The following is a 16,447-nucleotide window of genomic DNA, read 5'->3' as shown; positions in this document are numbered from 1 at the left end:
AATGCCTTGAAAAAGAACGTCCTTTTAATTGGTACAGGATTAATTGGAGGCTCAATTGCCTTGGCAATAAAAAAAGTTCATGATGTTAATATAATTGGATATGATATAAACGAAAAACAACTTGAAATTGGTAAAAGAATTCAAGTTTTAGATGAAATCTCGGTACAGCTTAAAGACTGTGCCGAGAAGGCTCATCTAATCATTTTTTCATGTCCCGTAGAAGAGTCAATAAAATATATACATATGTTAAGTGAATATGAACTAAAGAATGATGTCATATTAACTGATGTAGGTAGTACGAAAAGTGAAATTATGAGGCATTCAAAGATGCTGACAGATAAAGGCTATTGCTTTATCGGAGGTCATCCAATGGCAGGTTCTCATAAAACCGGCATCGAGAGTGCGAAAGGCCATTTATTTGAAAATGCCTATTTTATTTTGACACCAAGCGAAAATACTCAAAATGAACAAATTGATGAATTAAAAGAATGGCTTAAAGGAACAGGTTCACATTTTGTAGTAATTGATGAAGAAACACATGATCATATTACTGGAGTTGTAAGTCATTTTCCACATTTAATTGCTTCCAATCTTGTAAAGCAAGTTAAATCTTACTCGGAGGATGAGCCTTTAGTAACAGCCCTAGCTGCCGGTGGGTTTAGAGATATTACTAGGATTGCATCAAGCAGTCCGAAAATGTGGACTGATATCGTAATTCAAAATAAGGATACATTACTTTCGTTAATTTCGAATTGGATTGACGATATGAAACAAATGTATCAGCTTGTTCAAAACCAGGATAAAGAAGAGATCTATCACTACTTCAAGGATTCAAAAGATTTTAGAGATAACATGCCAGCAAAAGCAAATGGCGCCATCCCGAGATATTTTGATTTGTATGTAGACGTTTTAGATCGAGTCGGTGAGCTTGCAAACATCACGACAATCTTATCGATTCACCAAGTAAGCATAACAAATCTAAGGATCATTGAATCACGTGAAGGGTTACCTGGTGTACTAAGAATAAGCCTTCAAACAGAAAATGACAGAGAGAAAGCTGAAAAATTCTTAAATGTCAATGGTTATGAGACATATATCGTTTCATAAAAATTTCAGATTAATTTACACACTAAAAGCACTTTGTGAAGGTGCTTTTTTTTGGTTAATGAGGCATAAAAGTGATCAAGTACTTCGCAAGGTTGCCAAAGCCTCTCTGACATTTCAAATAAAAATGAATAGTCAGTCTCTTTTATGTACCAATTTTCTGAACTTTGTATTATAATTTAGTAGGTTAGGTTTATAAATCGTTAAACATGGAGGGATATCAATGTCTCAGTTTGAAAAATCATTAGAAAAATATGCCGAACTTGCGGTAAAAAGCGGTGTTAATATCGTACCAGGACAAACATTACAAATAAATGCACCAATCGGAGCTGTAGAGTTCGTTCGTAAAGTTGTAAAATTTGCTTACGAAGCTGGAGCGAAAAATGTAAACATCGATTGGAACGATGATGTAATTACTCGTACTAAATATGAACTTGCTCCTGAAGAAGTTTTTGGAGAATTCCCAGGCTGGAAAGTAACACAATTGGAGGAATTAGCTGAAAATGGAGGAGCTGTTTTATCAGTCATTTCACCAAACCCAGAATTATTAAAAGGGATCGATCCAAAGCGTATTGCAACTTTTAATAAAACAGCTAGCCAAGCACTACATAATTATCGTGAATACATGATGGCTGATCGAATTCGTTGGTCAATCGTAGCAATTCCATGTGTTGAATGGGCTGAAAAAGTTTATCCGAATGAACCAATTGATAAAGCGATGGAATTACTTTGGGACTCAGTATTTAAAATTTGCCGAGTAGATAATGAAAATCCAGTTGAAGCTTGGGTTAAACATAACGATTTCTTACAAGAAAAAGTTGTTCAATTAAATGACAAACGCTACAAAACATTACATTACACAGCACCTGGTACTGATTTGAAACTAGATTTAGTCGATAATCATGTATGGAAAGGTGGCGGAGCGAACAGTGAAGATGGAAAATGGTTTAATCCAAATATTCCAACTGAAGAAGTTTTCTCAATGCCACATAGCCATGGTGTAAATGGTACTGTTAAAGCGACTTTACCATTAAATTACGGTGGTAATTTAATTGAGAATTTCTCTTTAACATTTAAAGATGGTAAAGTTGTCGATTTCACAGCTGAAAAAGGTTACGATACTTTACAACATTTATTAGATACTGATGAAGGTGCTCGCCGTTTAGGTGAAGTAGCATTAGTACCACATGATTCACCAATTTCAAATACAGGTTTAATTTTCTTCAACACATTATATGATGAAAATGCTTCTTGCCACTTAGCATTAGGGAAAGCATATCCAAATAATATGAAGGATGGAGAAAAATTACCTACAGAAGAGCAAGCGAAATTAGGAATCAACCAAAGCTTAACTCACGTTGATTTCATGATCGGATCAGCAGAATTAAATATCGATGGAATTAAAGAAGATGGTACAGTTGAACCAATTATGAGAAATGGTAACTGGGCATTTTAATCGTAATTAAAATAGAAGGGTTGTCTCGAAAGATTTTTGAGACAACCCTTTATTTTATACATTTCTTAAATTGTTTGAAATTGATCGTTACTTCTTAAAACGGTTATAAAACCATCTAATATTGTATGACTAACAGAGAATCCCTTACGTTCATAAAATTCTAAAGCTTCTTCATTTCCATTAGAAACATAAATAAAATAATCTTCTACATCATCAAATTGCTTTAGCCAGTTCATCGACATTTTGAATAGTACAGAGCCTACTCCATATTTTCTATAGTCTTCCTTAATGTAAAATTGAGATAGACATCCGACATTCTTTTTATGGACCGTTGAGAGGTCAAAAAAAGTTGCAAATTCACTTGAGTAAACTTCTTTTGGAGAAATATTTGAATAAACGTAACCAACGATTTGATCTTCATCTTTCACGATAACAATATAATTATGTATAGCTTTTTTTACTGAAGGAACCATACGTGTTTCGAAATTCATACTATTAAATAACTCAGGTTTAATCTTTGCTTTTGCTTTCTGAAAAATCATTAACTCATTACATAAATCTCTACATAATCCAATTTGATCCTCGTCAATCACTTCATAAGTTAAATTCATCTTGTCACCTCTCAAAAAAATTGATTTTTTTAGCTTTAAATAAATTTCGTATGATTTAATTTTAATCTATAAGTGCTTTAAAACAAATGGAATATTAAGTAGATCCGTATTTGGTATAGGTTCAATTTAGAATCACTTCATCGTCTTATACATAAAACAAATAGAGGTTTACGTTTATCTAAAAATATGAAAACCGATATATGCACCACAAATACTAATAATAGTAGATAAAATGATATAAGATAATGCAGCTTTATACTTTTTTGCAAGTAATAATAGAATCGCTTCGTAACCAAATGTTGAAAAGGTTGTAAACCCACCTAATATTCCAACTCCAATAAAGAGCCACAATGTAGTAGAAATCGATTTATCGAGATATAAATGGTTTATTAAACCTAAAATAAACGAACCGAGTATGTTGATAACGAATGTGCCAAAAGGAAAATTTGTTTTAGCTCTTTTATTTACATAGTTTCCAAGGGCATAACGAAAAACGGCTCCGATTCCCCCACCTAGTCCAACAATAACAATCATGATGAGGTTTCTCCTTTTAGTTTATTGAATTTATTAGCTGCTTTAAAGCCAAGATATGAGAAACTGATTCCTATTACTAAACTTGAGATTAGATAGATTAAACTGATCAGTAATTTTTTTTCGTTTATTAAAGCAACATTTTCAAGTGAAAATGTTGAGAATGTAGTGAATGCTCCAGTAAATCCTGTTCCGATTAGTAAAGTATATTCAGGTTTTAAATTCACTTTAGCCATCGGTAAAAAGAAACCTAAAAAAAAGCATCCAATGATATTAATTAAAAATGTTTGAATTGGAAATCCATTTGAAAGTGGATGGACCAAAAGACCTATTATGTAACGAAGAATGGCTCCAAAAAACCCTCCGATTAAAATAAATAAATAATTCATCATACACCTCAAAATAAGTACATTATAAAAACGCCCCTAGGAGCGTTTTTTGTTAGTTTACAATATAAAAAGCAATAATTGAAACTAAGTTATTTAAAAAATGAGCAAATATCGTAACTTCGATTTTTTTTGTTTTGATATAGATTATACCAAAAATCAAACCTGCTAAAGAATAAGATAGTAATGCATAGATTGAAAAACCAGCAAGCATATGCAATAAACCAAACCCAAAGGAACTTACAATTAATCCAATAATCGGAGCGTTTTTAAAAATCGAACCAATTATTAACTTACGTGTAATCCATTCTTCTTTAATTGGTGCAAGAATAACCGCAGAGATAATCATAAGGACTGGATTAGTCCGCAATAAGTCTTCCACTGCTTTTTGATTATCTGGAGTAGCAATTGAATAATTGAAATGTTGGAAAATAACATCAAGAAGTTGTGAAGAAGCGATCAGAACGACATATGCTCCTAAAATGATTACAACGTCAATCACAGTTATATTTATTCGTCTTAAAGTTAGTAGTCCTTTTTTCTTTGTATAATAATAAAGCCATATTAAACTGAGGACACCAAAAATTGAATCTGAATAGATTGATACTGTATTTAAAAGATTATCAAATTGTTTTTCAGTAAGATTTATATCCGCAACACTAACAAAAATCATACCCCATATTGAGGCAATTAAGATTAGTAAGTTCAAACCAACTATAAAAATTAAAAAATAGTAGCCAAGGGTTTTTAAGGCGGATTTACGTTCATTCGGAATATTTTCTGGAATGATTGTATTATAGTTTAATTCATTATCCAAATCGGCTCCTCCATTTTTTTGACCTATCTGTTCATAAACTTTCGAATTTACATTTATACTAACATATCCTATTTTATCTTAAATTTAAAGTGAAAGAATCTATATTTTAAAATATATGAAAGATTGAGTAGATTATATGATAGTTGAAATTGTACTTAATCTAATTAAAGTAAAAACAAGGTATGTTCATATACCTTGTTTTAAGGCTATTGAAATAAAACATTGTCAATATAGAACGACAAAAGTCTAAGTACTATATTATTTAAGCAAAAATTAGAAAGATACTTCCTCATAACAGGTTCATGAGGAAGTAAATCAGCGAAAATTAGAAAGATACTTCCTCATAACAGGTTCATGAGGAAGTAAACCAGCAAAAATTAGAAAGATACTTCCTCATAACAGGTTCATGCGGAAGTAAACCAGCAAAAATTAGAAAGATACTTCCTCATAACAGGTTCATGAGGAAGTAAACCAGCGAAAATTAGAAAGATACTTCCTCATAACAGGTTCATGAAGAAGTAAACCAGCAAAAATTAGAAAGATACTTCCTCATAACAGGTTCATGAGGAAGTAAATCAGCTAAAATTAGAAAGATACTTCCTCATAACAGGTTCATGAGGAAGTAAACCAGCATAAATTAGAAAGTTCCTTACTCATGACAGGTTTTAGTGCAAATCAACTAAAAATTAGCGTAGTTGACAAGCTCATTCTTCAACACTCCAAAAACAAGGTATGTTCATATACCTTGTTTTCTTAAATTTTAATTTAATTTTCGATTAGCAGGGTAGGGAAGAGAAAAGTTATTATCTTCCAAGTTCTATTCCAAACTCCTGCCAAGATTAATTCAACTGTTCTACTTGATCTCTAATCATTTCCATTTTATAGTCTAATGAATTTACTGTTGCGGATGCTTCATTTAAGCTTTCGATAATTGCTTTTGGGACCTTTTTATTGTATTTGTAAAAAATCTTATGTTCAAGGCTTGCCCAGAAATCCATCGCAACCGTTCTAATTTGAATTTCCACTTTTACTCTTTTTGTTTCAGAAGCTAGGAAAATTGGAATTTCTATAATCATATGAAAGCTTTTATAGCCATTTGGTTTTGGATTTTTAATATAATCTTTTATTTCTATTATATAAATATCGTCTTGTTGTTTTAATAGTTCATAAATCATATAAATATCACTAATAAATGAACAACTAATACGAACTCCAGCTATATCACTGATATAATGTTCCAGATTATATTGTGTTAGTTCTAATCCTTTTCGCTCAAGCTTTTCTATTATACTTTCTGGTTTTTTTAAGCGTGATTTTACGTGTTCAATTGGATTATGATTGTGAGTTAAAGTAAATTCTTCATTTAAAATTCTAATTTTAGTATTGATTTCATCTAACGCAAATTTATATATTAAAAGTGTGTTAGTCCATTCACCTAAGCTTTGATCTTTCAACATAGGCAACCTCCTAATGTATATTACATCAGTATATTACCAGCTTAATGTGAACTCAGTGTGAAATCTTGGTGAATAGTTAGTGTCAGTCAAGTAAAGTACTGGGATTTTTTCAAGTTGTTGGAAAAATAGAATAATAAAGGAGCGGTTGTAGGAATTAGGCAAGGGTTCAAAGATGTAGAGAGTGCACATTATTTTAAGTATTGTAGCATCAATTAGTTCATTTAGGGTTTTGTTAGTTTTGGTATTATATGTTATAAATTTATATATATAATTTTAGTTAGGAGTACATTGATGAAACAGAGTTTTTATCGTTTGTTTATAGAGTTGACGAATAATCGTTTTACTTCTAGTCTTTTACGTAAGCTTGCTACTTCTCGATTTAGTAAAGTGTTTATTACTCCTTATATTAAAGCGTTTAATTTAAATATGGATGAGAGTAAAGAGACTGTATTTCCTACTTTACATGCCTTGTTTACTAGAGAATTAAAGCAAAATGCTAGACCGATTCATGCTGGTGAAAGTGAATTAGCTTGTCCGGTAGACGGTGTGTTAGAGTCATGTGGGAAAATTGAAATGGATATTAAATTTGTCGTAAAAGGAAAGACATATAGCATTATTGAGATGTTAGGTTCTAAGGAGATGGCAAATAAATATGATGAAGGCTATTATATGGTATTGTATTTAAGTCCTAGCCATTATCATCGTATACATAGCCCAATCGAAGGCGAAATTGTATCACAATTCGAGTTAGGTGCTAAATCTTATCCCGTTAATAAAGCAGGATTAACGTATGGTAAAGATCCACTTTCAAAAAATTATCGAGTTATTTCAGAAGTGTTATGCTCTGAAAACAATAAACATGTTGCAATGATAAAAGTTGGTGCTATGTTTGTTAACACAATCGTAGTAACTAATAAAGAAAAGCGTTTGAAAAAAGGTGAAGAAGTAGGGTATTTTTCTTTCGGTTCTACAGTTGTTTTACTTTTTGAAGCGAATAGTTTTACACCAAATTTGAACCTTAAATCTGGCCAAGCAATCAGAGTTGGTCAAAATCTAGGTAAATTACACTAAGTATGCACTTTTTTTCACGAAATGGGAGCCATCGTATAGAAAGATGGTTCTTTTTCTGTTATTGTAAAGAGTGCTTGTATTTTAATTTCACTTGTATTATTTGCGCATATTGAAAATAATAAAAATGTTTAAGATGTTTTTTTTATATAATAATCTAGACCTCTTCGTTTAATTTCTTTTTCAATTAAATAAATGAAGGCAGGATCAAGCTGTAAACCTAGAGCTTTTTTGTAAGACTCAAGTAACAACTCATCATTTAATTTGTACATAATTTTTGCCCGGTTGGGCATTCACCTCCGAGTGAGAAAAGTTTTTGAATTTCTTCGTAAACTTAATGTATCAAATTTTTAAAAATAGAACAATCGTTCGTTTATCCACAGAAATAGGTGGATAAGTTGTGGGTAATTTGTTTATATATTCTAAAAAGGCAGGCTCTTGGACAAAGGATAATGTGTATAGATTTATCCACAGTTAGAATGATTGTAGTTATTTGTCGAACGATTTTAAGAATATATTGAGGTGTAATAATGTTTAATAAATTTTTACCGAGTGAGACTGTTAATAATGTTTATGCAATTACGCCTGAGCATTTAAAAAGCTTAGGAATAAAAGGGATCATTACTGATTTAGATAATACGTTAGTAGAATGGGACCGTCCATTAGCTACTCCAGAGCTAACGAAATGGTTCAAAAGCATGGACGATGCAGGGATTAAAATTACAGTTGTATCGAATAACAATGCTGAGCGTGTTGGAAAGTTTTGTGATCCACTTGGCATTCCATTCATTCACCGTGCACGTAAACCACTAGCAACATCATATAAAAAGGCTTATAAACAAATGAATTTAAAGCCAAATGAAGTCGTGATGATAGGAGATCAATTGCTGACAGACGTATTTGGAGGCAATCGTCAAGGAATTCATACTATTTTAGTTGTTCCAGTTGCAAGTACAGATGGAATTTGGACAAGATTTAATCGAATGGTAGAACGTAGAATTCTTTCATCTTTAAGGAAGCAAGGATTACTACAATGGGAGGATAAAAAGTGAGTACTACAGTAGTAAGATGTATTGGTTGTGGAGTTGAAATTCAAACAGAGGATAAAGACAAACTTGGATATGCACCACCATCTTCATTAGAAAAAGAAGAGATTATTTGTCAACGCTGTTTCCGTCTAAAAAACTATAATGAGATTCAAGATGTCGAGTTGACTGATTCTGACTTTATTCGTATCTTAAATGGGATTGGTTCTAAGGACTGTCTTGTTATAAAAGTAGTAGATATTTTTGATTTTTCAGGCAGTTGGTTAAATGGGATTAATCGATTCGTTGGAAACAATAAAATATTATTAGTTGGAAATAAGGCGGATTTAATACCAAAGTCAGTTAAGAAAAATAAGCTGACTCAATGGATGAGCGGAACTGCAAAACGTTGGGGATTAAAACCTGCAGGTGTTCATTTAATTAGTGCAGTCAAAGGCACTGGCATAGATGAATTAGCTGAAAGTATTGAGAAGCATCGTGAAGGTAAGGATGTATACGTAGTAGGTTGTACTAATGTTGGTAAATCAACCTTTATTAATACGATGATTAAACGTTATAGTGAAGAAAATAGTAATATTATTACTACTTCGCATTTTCCAGGAACAACACTTGATATGATTCAAATCCCACTTGATGACGAGAGTGATCTAATCGATACTCCAGGTATTATTAATCATCATCAAATGGCTCATTTCGTTGATAAAAAAGGTTTAAAGATTATTACACCGAAAAAAGAAATTAAGCCTATGGTTTATCAATTAAATGAGGGGCAAACATTATTCTTTGGTGGGTTAGCTCGTTTTGATTATTTAGAGGGTGGAAGACGTTCTTTTACTTGCCACTTCTCAAACGAATTAACAATTCATCGTACTAAACAAGAAAATGCTGATGATTTATATGAAAGACAAGCTGGGGAATTATTAGTTCCACCATATGGTGAACAAATAAATGAGCTTCCGAAATTAGTGAAGCATGAATTTATGATAAAAGATGCTAAAACTGATATAGTTTATTCAGGGTTAGGTTGGATCACAGTGAATGAACCTGGTGCTAAAATTGTTGCTTATGTACCAAAAGGTGTAGCTGTAACTCTTCGTAATTCTATTATATAAGAATAATTTGGGGGCGAGAGGAATGAAAGACCAATACTATGTAATCGGTCAACCGATTGGTCATTCAATGTCTCCAACTATGCATAATGAATGGTTTGACTCTAATCATATCTCGGGTCACTATTTAGCAAAAGAAGTTGGGATAGCAGAATTAAAATCAGTTATGACAGAATTTCGTTCAACTGTAAAAGGATTTAATGTTACAGCACCACTAAAAGTAGAAATTATGCAGTACTTAGATGAAATTGATCCACTAGCAAAAGCAATTGGAGCTGTAAATACAGTTATCAATAAAAATGGAAAACTGTATGGTAAAAATACTGATGGTATCGGGTATTGTAGAGGATTATCCTATGTTTTGAAAAATCCGATTGAAGAAGAAAAGATATTGATTATCGGTGCAGGTGGTGCAGCGAGAGCGATTCTTTATAGCTTACTTCACTTGGGTGTTAAGCGTATTACAGTCACCAACCGAACGTTAGAAAAAGCAGAGGCTCTTCTAGATGGTAAGCTGATGAATGAAGTTAATATTATGTCAATTTCAGATGCTGAAGAACATTTAGGTCAATTTTCTCTTATCATTCAAACAACTTCTGTTGGAATGAAACCAAATGAAAATAGCACGCCGTTAGCACTAACTAATTTATTACCAGATGCAATTGTATCGGATCTTATTTATAGTCCATTTAAAACAGTATTTTTAAAAGAAGCTGAAGAAAGAAATGCGACAATACAAAACGGATTACCGATGTTTATTTATCAAGGAGCATTAGCATTTCAAGAGTGGACGGGAATTTTTCCAAATACGATTGATGCTTACTCATTATTAGAAAGAAAACTTGGAGGAACAAAATGTTAACAGGTAAACAAAAAAGATTTTTACGTTCGAAAGCTCATCACTTGAACCCTATTTTTCAAGTAGGAAAAGGTGGAGTTAATGAAAATATGGTTAAACAAATTTCAGAAGCGCTTGAAGTAAGGGAACTTTTAAAAGTAAGTATACTTCAAAATTGCGATGATGATCGTTACGATGTAGCAGATCAGTTAGTTGAAGGAACAAACGCTGAACTTGTACAAGTAATTGGACATACAATTGTTTTATATAAAGAGTCTGAAGAAAATAAAACAATCGTATTACCTTAATATGTTAAATACCGTTAATTAGAGGAGAAGCGGATTAATGGATAAACAAAAAGCACTTACATTTGTAAAAGAAAAACTAACGAACGGGCGTTTTACACATACTATTGGTGTGATGGAAACTGCAGTTAGACTAGCCGAAAAGTACGGTGCGGATGTAAAAAAAGCAGAACTAGCTGCAATTTTCCATGATGTCGCAAAATGCATGCCGATTAAAGAATTAAAATCAATTATGGAAGACAATAAGCTTTCATTAAATCTTTTGAAGTACAATAAAGAATTATGGCATGCTCCTGTTGGTGCATTTCTTACTGAACATGAATATGGAATTGATGATCAAGAGATATTACAAGCAATCACATATCATACAAGTGGTCATGAAGACATGAATTTATTAGATAAAGTAATATATGTAGCAGATTATATTGAACCTAATCGTAGTTTTCCAGGTGTAGAGCAAGCTCGGGAATTAGCGAATCAAGATTTGGATCAAGCTTTATTATTTGCACTAAAAAATACAATTACATTTTTGATTAATAAAGAACAAACAGTTTACCCATTAACGGTTAAAACATATAACTCTATATTAAAACAAGTTAAAAGCCAGGGGGAATAAAAGGAATGAATGAAAAAGAATTAATGATGCTAGCTGTAAATGCTGCTGACGATAAAAAAGCAGAAGATTTAGTCGTATTAGATATGAAAGGAATCTCTGCAATTGCAGATTATTTCATTATTTGTCACGGTAATTCAGATAAGCAAGTTCAGGCTATTGCAAGAGAAGTGAAAGATCAAGCTCAAAAAAATGGTAAAGATGTTAAACGTTTAGAAGGCTTTGACGAAGCTCGTTGGGTTTTAGTCGACATCGGTGACGTTGTCGTTCATATTTTCCATCGTGACGAAAGAAGCTATTATAACCTAGAAAAGTTATGGGGAGATGCTCCTTCTCTTGATGTTTATGGAGAGCTTCTTTCATGACATACAATCGCTTCGCGTATTTGTATGATCAGTTAATGAATGATGTCCCTTATGAAAAATGGGTTCAATTCCTAAAAAATGTATTTCAAAAATATGAAATGCTTCAGCCTCAAATTTTAGATATAGGGTGTGGAACAGGTACATTACCCATCTTATTAGCAAAATTGAATTATTCAATTAGTGGGGTAGATTTATCTGAGGAAATGTTAAGTGTCGCAATGGCAAAAGCAGAATTAGAAAAAGTTAATATTCCTTTTTTTCAACAAAATATGGTGGAATTAGAAGGATTTGACCAATTAGATTGTGTAACAATTTTCTGTGATTCACTTAACTATTTAGAAACAGAAGATCAAGTAAAACAAACCTTTAAAAAAGTAAATGAAAGCTTAAAAGATAATGGCTTGTTTTTATTTGATGTACATTCACCTTATAAAATTGAAGAAATCTTTGGTGAAGAGACATTTTTTATTGATGATGCAGAGTTAAGCTTAGTTTGGTCTTGTACGCAAGGAGAATACCCATTAAGTGTCGAACATGATTTAGTTTTCTTTATGAAAGAGGAAAATCGTGATTTATATGAACGCTTTGAAGAGTATCACAATCAAAGAACATTTCCAATAAATACGTATAAATCTTTGTTAAATCAAACTGGATTTGAAGTGAAAGAAATCATAGCAGATTTCGATGAAGATGTAGAGGATACTTCTGAACGAATCTTTTTTATAGCAATGAAAAAATAAAAAACCCTTTAATGAAAATTCCTTTTCTTAAAGGGTTTTTTACTTTATAAGGCCAACAAAATTAATTTTTGCATTTTTGTTACGAATACAATAAAGCTGTATAATCATTTTTAAGAATCAAAATTGTTCCTTTACACGCTCAATTTCCTTATCAAACTTATCATGTGTTTTTTCAAAAATTTCTTCGAATAAATCTCCTACCCGGGCCTCTAATACTTTAATACCTTCTCCAGTAATTCCGCCTTTTACACATACCTTTTCTTGAAGGGTTTCAAGCGTAAAATGTTTTTGTTCAATTAGTTTTCCAAAACCAATAATCATTTCTTCTGCCAAGATTGTTGCTTGCTCCTTCGAAATTGAGGTTTGACAAACAGCCGCATCAATAAACTTTTGAAGCAAGTAACTAAAAAAAGCGGGCCCACAGCTTGCGATATCTGATGAAACTCTTGTGATATCTTCTGTAATCATGACCGGTTTAGAGATATTCGAAAAAAGTTCGATTATTTGCTCCTTACATTTGGCAGTACAACGATTCCCGAAATTAACTAAAGTTACCCCACTCAACGCTTGATTCGTAATGCTTGGAATAACGCGTGCAACTTGACAAGGTAAGATCGCTTCAATTTGTTCAACTTTAATTGGACTAGTGATTGATATAACACAATGTTTTTTAGTGAAATGTTTTTGTAAAGATGATAAAAGTGGTTGCATTTCTAAAGGTTTTACGCAAACTAATACAATTTCTGAAGCGGTAATTACTTCTTTAGCAGTCTCAACAACATTTAAATCAGGATATATATTTTTTAGCTCATAAGCTTTATACATTGACCGGTTTGTAATAGTTAATTCGGAGGGCTTTACTGCATTTGATTTTATTAATCCATTGAGCAAAATGGTACCCATATTTCCTGTACCTATGATTCCTACGTTCATGAGTACATCCCTTCCTTTGCATACATTCTCTCCTACACTATATGAAGCAAGGTCGAAAATAATGATATAAGTTAAAATGGAGGAAATAAATGAAGAAGTTAATTCATAACAAATTGGTTTGGATCTGTGTAGTAATTGTCGGGATTTTAGTCGTAAATTTTTATCAAATTAAAAGTAAAAATGAAGTAGTTTTCGCAAAGCAATCGCCTAAAGTAGAAACAGTAAAGAAAAATGATGATCAGAAAAAAGAAGAAATTGTTCCAGTGAATTCAAAAGTATTCATGGTTGATGTAAAAGGTGCAATACAAAAACCAGGTGTATTTCAATGCAAAGAAGGAGAACGTGTGATTGACGTAATTAGATTAGCGGGAGGATTTAAAGAAAAAGCTGATGTTAATAAGGTTAATTTAGCTGAAAAAACGTTTGATGAGATGGTCATTTATGTACCGTTTATTGGAGAAGAAACTGATCAAACCATAATTAAAAATACGGGAGATGGAACGAACCAAAATGAGATGATCGATATAAACCATGCATCACAATCAGAATTGGAAAAAATACCTGGTGTAGGCCCATCAAAAGCAAAAAATATTTTAGATTATATTGATCAAAACGGACCATTTACTTCAGTAGAACAATTAGAATCTGTAAATGGAATCGGCAAAAAATCGCTTGAAAAAATGACTCCGTTTATTGTCATTCGATAAATACAAATGAAGAGTATTTACCTAGCTTATATTGTTTTTATACAAATAATAACAATCGTCTTTTTTAAAAACTATAATTTATTTTTTATTTTAATATTACTTTTTTTAATGATTTTTTTAGTCGGAAAGAAAAGATGGCTAATTTTATTAATTTGTATACTTTCGCTATGTATTACGTCTAGTATATGTTACCTACAAAACAATAATATGAATTCCCCTAAACAAAAGCCTTCGCAAAATGTACGAGGTGAAATCATCTCGACTCCAATAATAGATGGAAATAAAGTTTCATTTACATTTAAACTCAATAATCAAGAAATCTTACTAAATAGTTTTGCAAATACGAAAGAACAATTAAAAGTTTTTCAAAATAGAAAAATAGGTGAAATATGTGAAGTAAAAGGTGAAGTTACAATGCCTTTAGAAAATTCGAATCCATACTTATTTAATTATAGAAAGTACTTATTAAATCAAGGAATTTACTGGATTATTACTGCTAATCCAAATAGTTTAGTGGATTGTAATGATGGAAAACGAACGATCATTCAATCAATAAACGATATTCGACATGCTTTAACTAAATATGTAGAGGAGAATTTTGATTCCAATACAGAAGGATATATTAATGCTCTCCTATTTGGGGAACGATCAAAAATGAATGCAACTACGGAATCTCAATATCAAATTGTAGGAATCGTACATTTACTTGCGATTAGTGGTTCTCATATTAGTTTATTGAGTCTTGGCGTTTATTTTTTACTAATTAGAATCGGCGTAACGAAAGAAAACAGCTTATTTATAACGATATTGTGTATTATGATATATGGATTTCTAGCAGGTGCTCAAGCGTCAGTTGTCAGAGCGGTTATTATAGGTGTGTTAGTTTGCATATACAAGTTAGCAAAAATGAAAATCGACATTACTGCCCTTTTATTCGCTTCTTGCATAATCATGCTATTGGTGAAACCTAATTATATTGATGATATTGGATTTCAATTTTCCTTTGTGACAAGTTTTGTACTTGTTTTAACCTCAGAACAAATTTTAAATTACAAATCTTGGTATGCAAAGGCTCTTTATACATCTAGTATTACTCAGTTAGTATCAATCCCGATCTTACTTTTTAATTTTCATGAATTATCACCATACAGTATAATCATTAACTTACTTTTCATTCCTTATATTAATTTTATTATTATGCCGCTATGTATTATTAGTTTTGGTTTAAGTTTTATTAATTTTGAAATTAGCGAACAGTTAACGCTACTGCTAACTTTCTTTATTAACATATCAGATAAATTACTGAGTATATGTATGCAATTGCCATTTATTAAGTTGATTTTTACACATCCTTCAAAAGAAATTCTGTTTATTTATATCTTGCTAATATTTTTAATTTTATATTTTATGGAAGATAAGAGAGAGAAAAAGTTATTAACTATTTGTTTGATTGGATTTTTTATTCTTATTAGCGGGCATTTGATTTATCCCTATATGAACCCAGTTGGAAAGATTATGTTTATAGATGTAGGACAAGGTGACTGTATACTTATAAAATTACCTTTTAATAAAGGGAATTATGTAATTGATACAGGAGGTAAATTAACTGGAAAAGAAGAAACGTGGATGAAGCGCAAAAAAACATTTTCGACAGGCATGGATCTATTGATTCCAATTTTAAAAGGTGAAGGAATTAGTAAAATAGATAAATTAATATTTACACATGGTGATATCGATCATATTGGAGGTGGAAAGGAGGTGCTACAATCATATCATGTGAAACAATTAATCGTAGGTGATAAGACGAAATTTACTTCAGCTGAAAAAGAACGAATTAATATAGCTAGAAAAAAAGGAGTCGAGATTATAAAAATAAGCGAAGGTATGAATTGGAAAACGGGTTCGAATTATTTTGAAGTTATTTCTCCGATTAAAGATTATGTAGGTGAGGAAAACGAAGGGTCAATTGTTCTAAAGGCATTCATAGGTGGGAAGAATTGGTTATTTTCTGGTGATTTAGATGAAAATGGAGAAAATCGGCTGCTCTCTAAATATCATGATTTAAAGGCAGATGTTTTGAAAATAGGTCATCATGGGAGTAAAACATCGACTTCCGAACAATTTATTAAAGCCGTTATGCCTCAAATTGGCATTATATCAGTAGGGGGAAAAAATCGATATGGTCATCCGACACATGAAGTACTTGAACGATTAAAAAAGTACAATGTTAAAATCTTACGAACTGATGAACTTGGTGCAATAACTTATGAATTTAAAAGTGGACAAGGTACCATTTATACATTTAAAGCATATCGTAAAACAAATAGCAGAAACCAAGAAGGAAATTAAAAAAGACTGCCG

The 16,447-nt window shown here is 31.6% G+C and carries 19 protein-coding genes; 12 read left to right on the top strand and 7 right to left on the bottom strand.

Annotated features, from left to right (window positions below; translation table 11 throughout):
- Window positions 1–6 precede the first annotated feature (6 nt).
- Window positions 7–1,107 (top strand): prephenate dehydrogenase, encoded by a 1,101-nt coding sequence (locus ACSBO6_RS15805; protein WP_098846376.1) that lies wholly within the window; start codon window positions 7–9, stop codon window positions 1,105–1,107.
- 220 nt (window positions 1,108–1,327) lie between these two features.
- Window positions 1,328–2,560 carry an aminopeptidase gene (locus ACSBO6_RS15800; protein ID WP_098846375.1) on the top strand — a complete coding sequence of 411 codons (1,233 nt, stop codon included), beginning with the start codon at window positions 1,328–1,330 and terminating at the stop codon, window positions 2,558–2,560.
- Window positions 2,561–2,625: 65 nt separating this feature from the next.
- Here ACSBO6_RS15800 and ACSBO6_RS15795 read toward each other — a convergent pair whose 3' ends face one another.
- The 5 genes from ACSBO6_RS15795 to ACSBO6_RS15775 all read right to left on the bottom strand — a co-directional run bounded on the left by ACSBO6_RS15795 (window position 2,626) and on the right by ACSBO6_RS15775 (window position 6,362).
- Window positions 2,626–3,171, bottom strand: a complete 546-nt coding sequence (locus ACSBO6_RS15795; RefSeq protein WP_098846374.1) for a GNAT family N-acetyltransferase — start codon at window positions 3,169–3,171, stop codon at window positions 2,626–2,628.
- Between the two features lie 174 nt (window positions 3,172–3,345).
- Complete coding sequence (gene crcB / locus ACSBO6_RS15790; protein ID WP_286138329.1) at window positions 3,346–3,705, bottom strand: fluoride efflux transporter CrcB; 360 nt, start codon at window positions 3,703–3,705, stop codon at window positions 3,346–3,348.
- Window positions 3,702–4,091 carry a fluoride efflux transporter CrcB gene (gene crcB, locus ACSBO6_RS15785; protein WP_098846373.1) on the bottom strand — a complete coding sequence of 130 codons (390 nt, stop codon included), beginning with the start codon at window positions 4,089–4,091 and terminating at the stop codon, window positions 3,702–3,704. Before crcB (ACSBO6_RS15785) ends, crcB (ACSBO6_RS15790) begins: the two co-directional genes overlap by 4 nt.
- A 52-nt stretch (window positions 4,092–4,143) precedes the next feature.
- Window positions 4,144–4,905 carry a CPBP family intramembrane glutamic endopeptidase gene (locus tag ACSBO6_RS15780; RefSeq protein WP_098846372.1) on the bottom strand — a complete coding sequence of 254 codons (762 nt, stop codon included), beginning with the start codon at window positions 4,903–4,905 and terminating at the stop codon, window positions 4,144–4,146.
- Between the two features lie 839 nt (window positions 4,906–5,744).
- Window positions 5,745–6,362, bottom strand: a complete 618-nt coding sequence (locus ACSBO6_RS15775; RefSeq protein WP_498843662.1) for a GTP pyrophosphokinase — start codon at window positions 6,360–6,362, stop codon at window positions 5,745–5,747.
- Window positions 6,363–6,653: 291 nt separating this feature from the next.
- On the opposite strand from ACSBO6_RS15775, the gene ACSBO6_RS15770 reads away from it, so the two are divergent.
- Window positions 6,654–7,433: a phosphatidylserine decarboxylase gene (locus tag ACSBO6_RS15770; RefSeq protein WP_098846370.1), complete on the top strand. Its 780-nt coding sequence runs from the start codon at window positions 6,654–6,656 to the stop codon at window positions 7,431–7,433.
- A 128-nt stretch (window positions 7,434–7,561) separates the two neighbouring features.
- Here ACSBO6_RS15770 and ACSBO6_RS15765 read toward each other — a convergent pair whose 3' ends face one another.
- Window positions 7,562–7,702 carry a sporulation histidine kinase inhibitor Sda gene (locus ACSBO6_RS15765; RefSeq protein WP_069035227.1) on the bottom strand — a complete coding sequence of 47 codons (141 nt, stop codon included), beginning with the start codon at window positions 7,700–7,702 and terminating at the stop codon, window positions 7,562–7,564.
- A 258-nt stretch (window positions 7,703–7,960) separates the two neighbouring features.
- Between ACSBO6_RS15765 and ACSBO6_RS15760 the strand changes: the two genes are divergently transcribed.
- Genes ACSBO6_RS15760 through ACSBO6_RS15730 form a run of 7 tightly spaced genes read left to right on the top strand, consistent with a single transcriptional unit; the run spans window position 7,961 to window position 12,446 of the window.
- Window positions 7,961–8,482, top strand: a complete 522-nt coding sequence (locus ACSBO6_RS15760; RefSeq protein ID WP_098846369.1) for a YqeG family HAD IIIA-type phosphatase — start codon at window positions 7,961–7,963, stop codon at window positions 8,480–8,482.
- Window positions 8,479–9,588 (top strand): ribosome biogenesis GTPase YqeH, encoded by a 1,110-nt coding sequence (yqeH, locus tag ACSBO6_RS15755; RefSeq protein WP_098846368.1) that lies wholly within the window; start codon window positions 8,479–8,481, stop codon window positions 9,586–9,588. The genes ACSBO6_RS15760 and yqeH overlap by 4 nt, the downstream gene beginning before the upstream one ends.
- A 22-nt stretch (window positions 9,589–9,610) precedes the next feature.
- On the top strand, window positions 9,611–10,447 hold the full coding sequence (gene aroE / locus ACSBO6_RS15750; RefSeq protein WP_098846367.1) for a shikimate dehydrogenase: 837 nt from the start codon (window positions 9,611–9,613) through the stop codon (window positions 10,445–10,447).
- Complete coding sequence (gene yhbY, locus ACSBO6_RS15745; RefSeq protein WP_098846366.1) at window positions 10,441–10,731, top strand: ribosome assembly RNA-binding protein YhbY; 291 nt, start codon at window positions 10,441–10,443, stop codon at window positions 10,729–10,731. The genes aroE and yhbY overlap by 7 nt, the downstream gene beginning before the upstream one ends.
- Before the next feature lie 37 nt (window positions 10,732–10,768).
- Window positions 10,769–11,344: a bis(5'-nucleosyl)-tetraphosphatase (symmetrical) YqeK gene (gene yqeK, locus ACSBO6_RS15740; RefSeq protein ID WP_498843661.1), complete on the top strand. Its 576-nt coding sequence runs from the start codon at window positions 10,769–10,771 to the stop codon at window positions 11,342–11,344.
- A gap of 5 nt (window positions 11,345–11,349) precedes the next feature.
- Window positions 11,350–11,706, top strand: coding sequence for a ribosome silencing factor (rsfS, locus tag ACSBO6_RS15735; RefSeq protein ID WP_098846364.1), 357 nt, complete (start codon window positions 11,350–11,352; stop codon window positions 11,704–11,706).
- Window positions 11,703–12,446: a class I SAM-dependent DNA methyltransferase gene (locus ACSBO6_RS15730; RefSeq protein ID WP_098846363.1), complete on the top strand. Its 744-nt coding sequence runs from the start codon at window positions 11,703–11,705 to the stop codon at window positions 12,444–12,446. The genes rsfS and ACSBO6_RS15730 overlap by 4 nt, the downstream gene beginning before the upstream one ends.
- Before the next feature lie 117 nt (window positions 12,447–12,563).
- On the opposite strand, the gene comER is transcribed toward ACSBO6_RS15730, so the two are convergent.
- Window positions 12,564–13,379, bottom strand: coding sequence for a late competence protein ComER (gene comER, locus ACSBO6_RS15725; RefSeq protein WP_498843660.1), 816 nt, complete (start codon window positions 13,377–13,379; stop codon window positions 12,564–12,566).
- 89 nt (window positions 13,380–13,468) lie between these two features.
- On the opposite strand from comER, the gene ACSBO6_RS15720 reads away from it, so the two are divergent.
- Both ACSBO6_RS15720 and ACSBO6_RS15715 read left to right on the top strand, forming a co-directional pair.
- A complete protein-coding gene (locus ACSBO6_RS15720) occupies window positions 13,469–14,086 on the top strand; it encodes a helix-hairpin-helix domain-containing protein (protein WP_098846361.1) in 618 nt (205 codons plus the stop codon).
- Window positions 14,087–14,092: 6 nt separating this feature from the next.
- Window positions 14,093–16,435: a DNA internalization-related competence protein ComEC/Rec2 gene (locus ACSBO6_RS15715; protein ID WP_498843659.1), complete on the top strand. Its 2,343-nt coding sequence runs from the start codon at window positions 14,093–14,095 to the stop codon at window positions 16,433–16,435.
- Window positions 16,436–16,447: the final 12 nt, after the last annotated feature.

This window comes from Bacillus sp. AL-1R (assembly GCF_052180195.1).
Classification (GTDB): domain Bacteria; phylum Bacillota; class Bacilli; order Bacillales; family Bacillaceae_G; genus Gottfriedia.
Note: the sequence above shows the minus strand (reverse complement) of the source record. Positions and strands in the feature narration are given on the sequence as shown.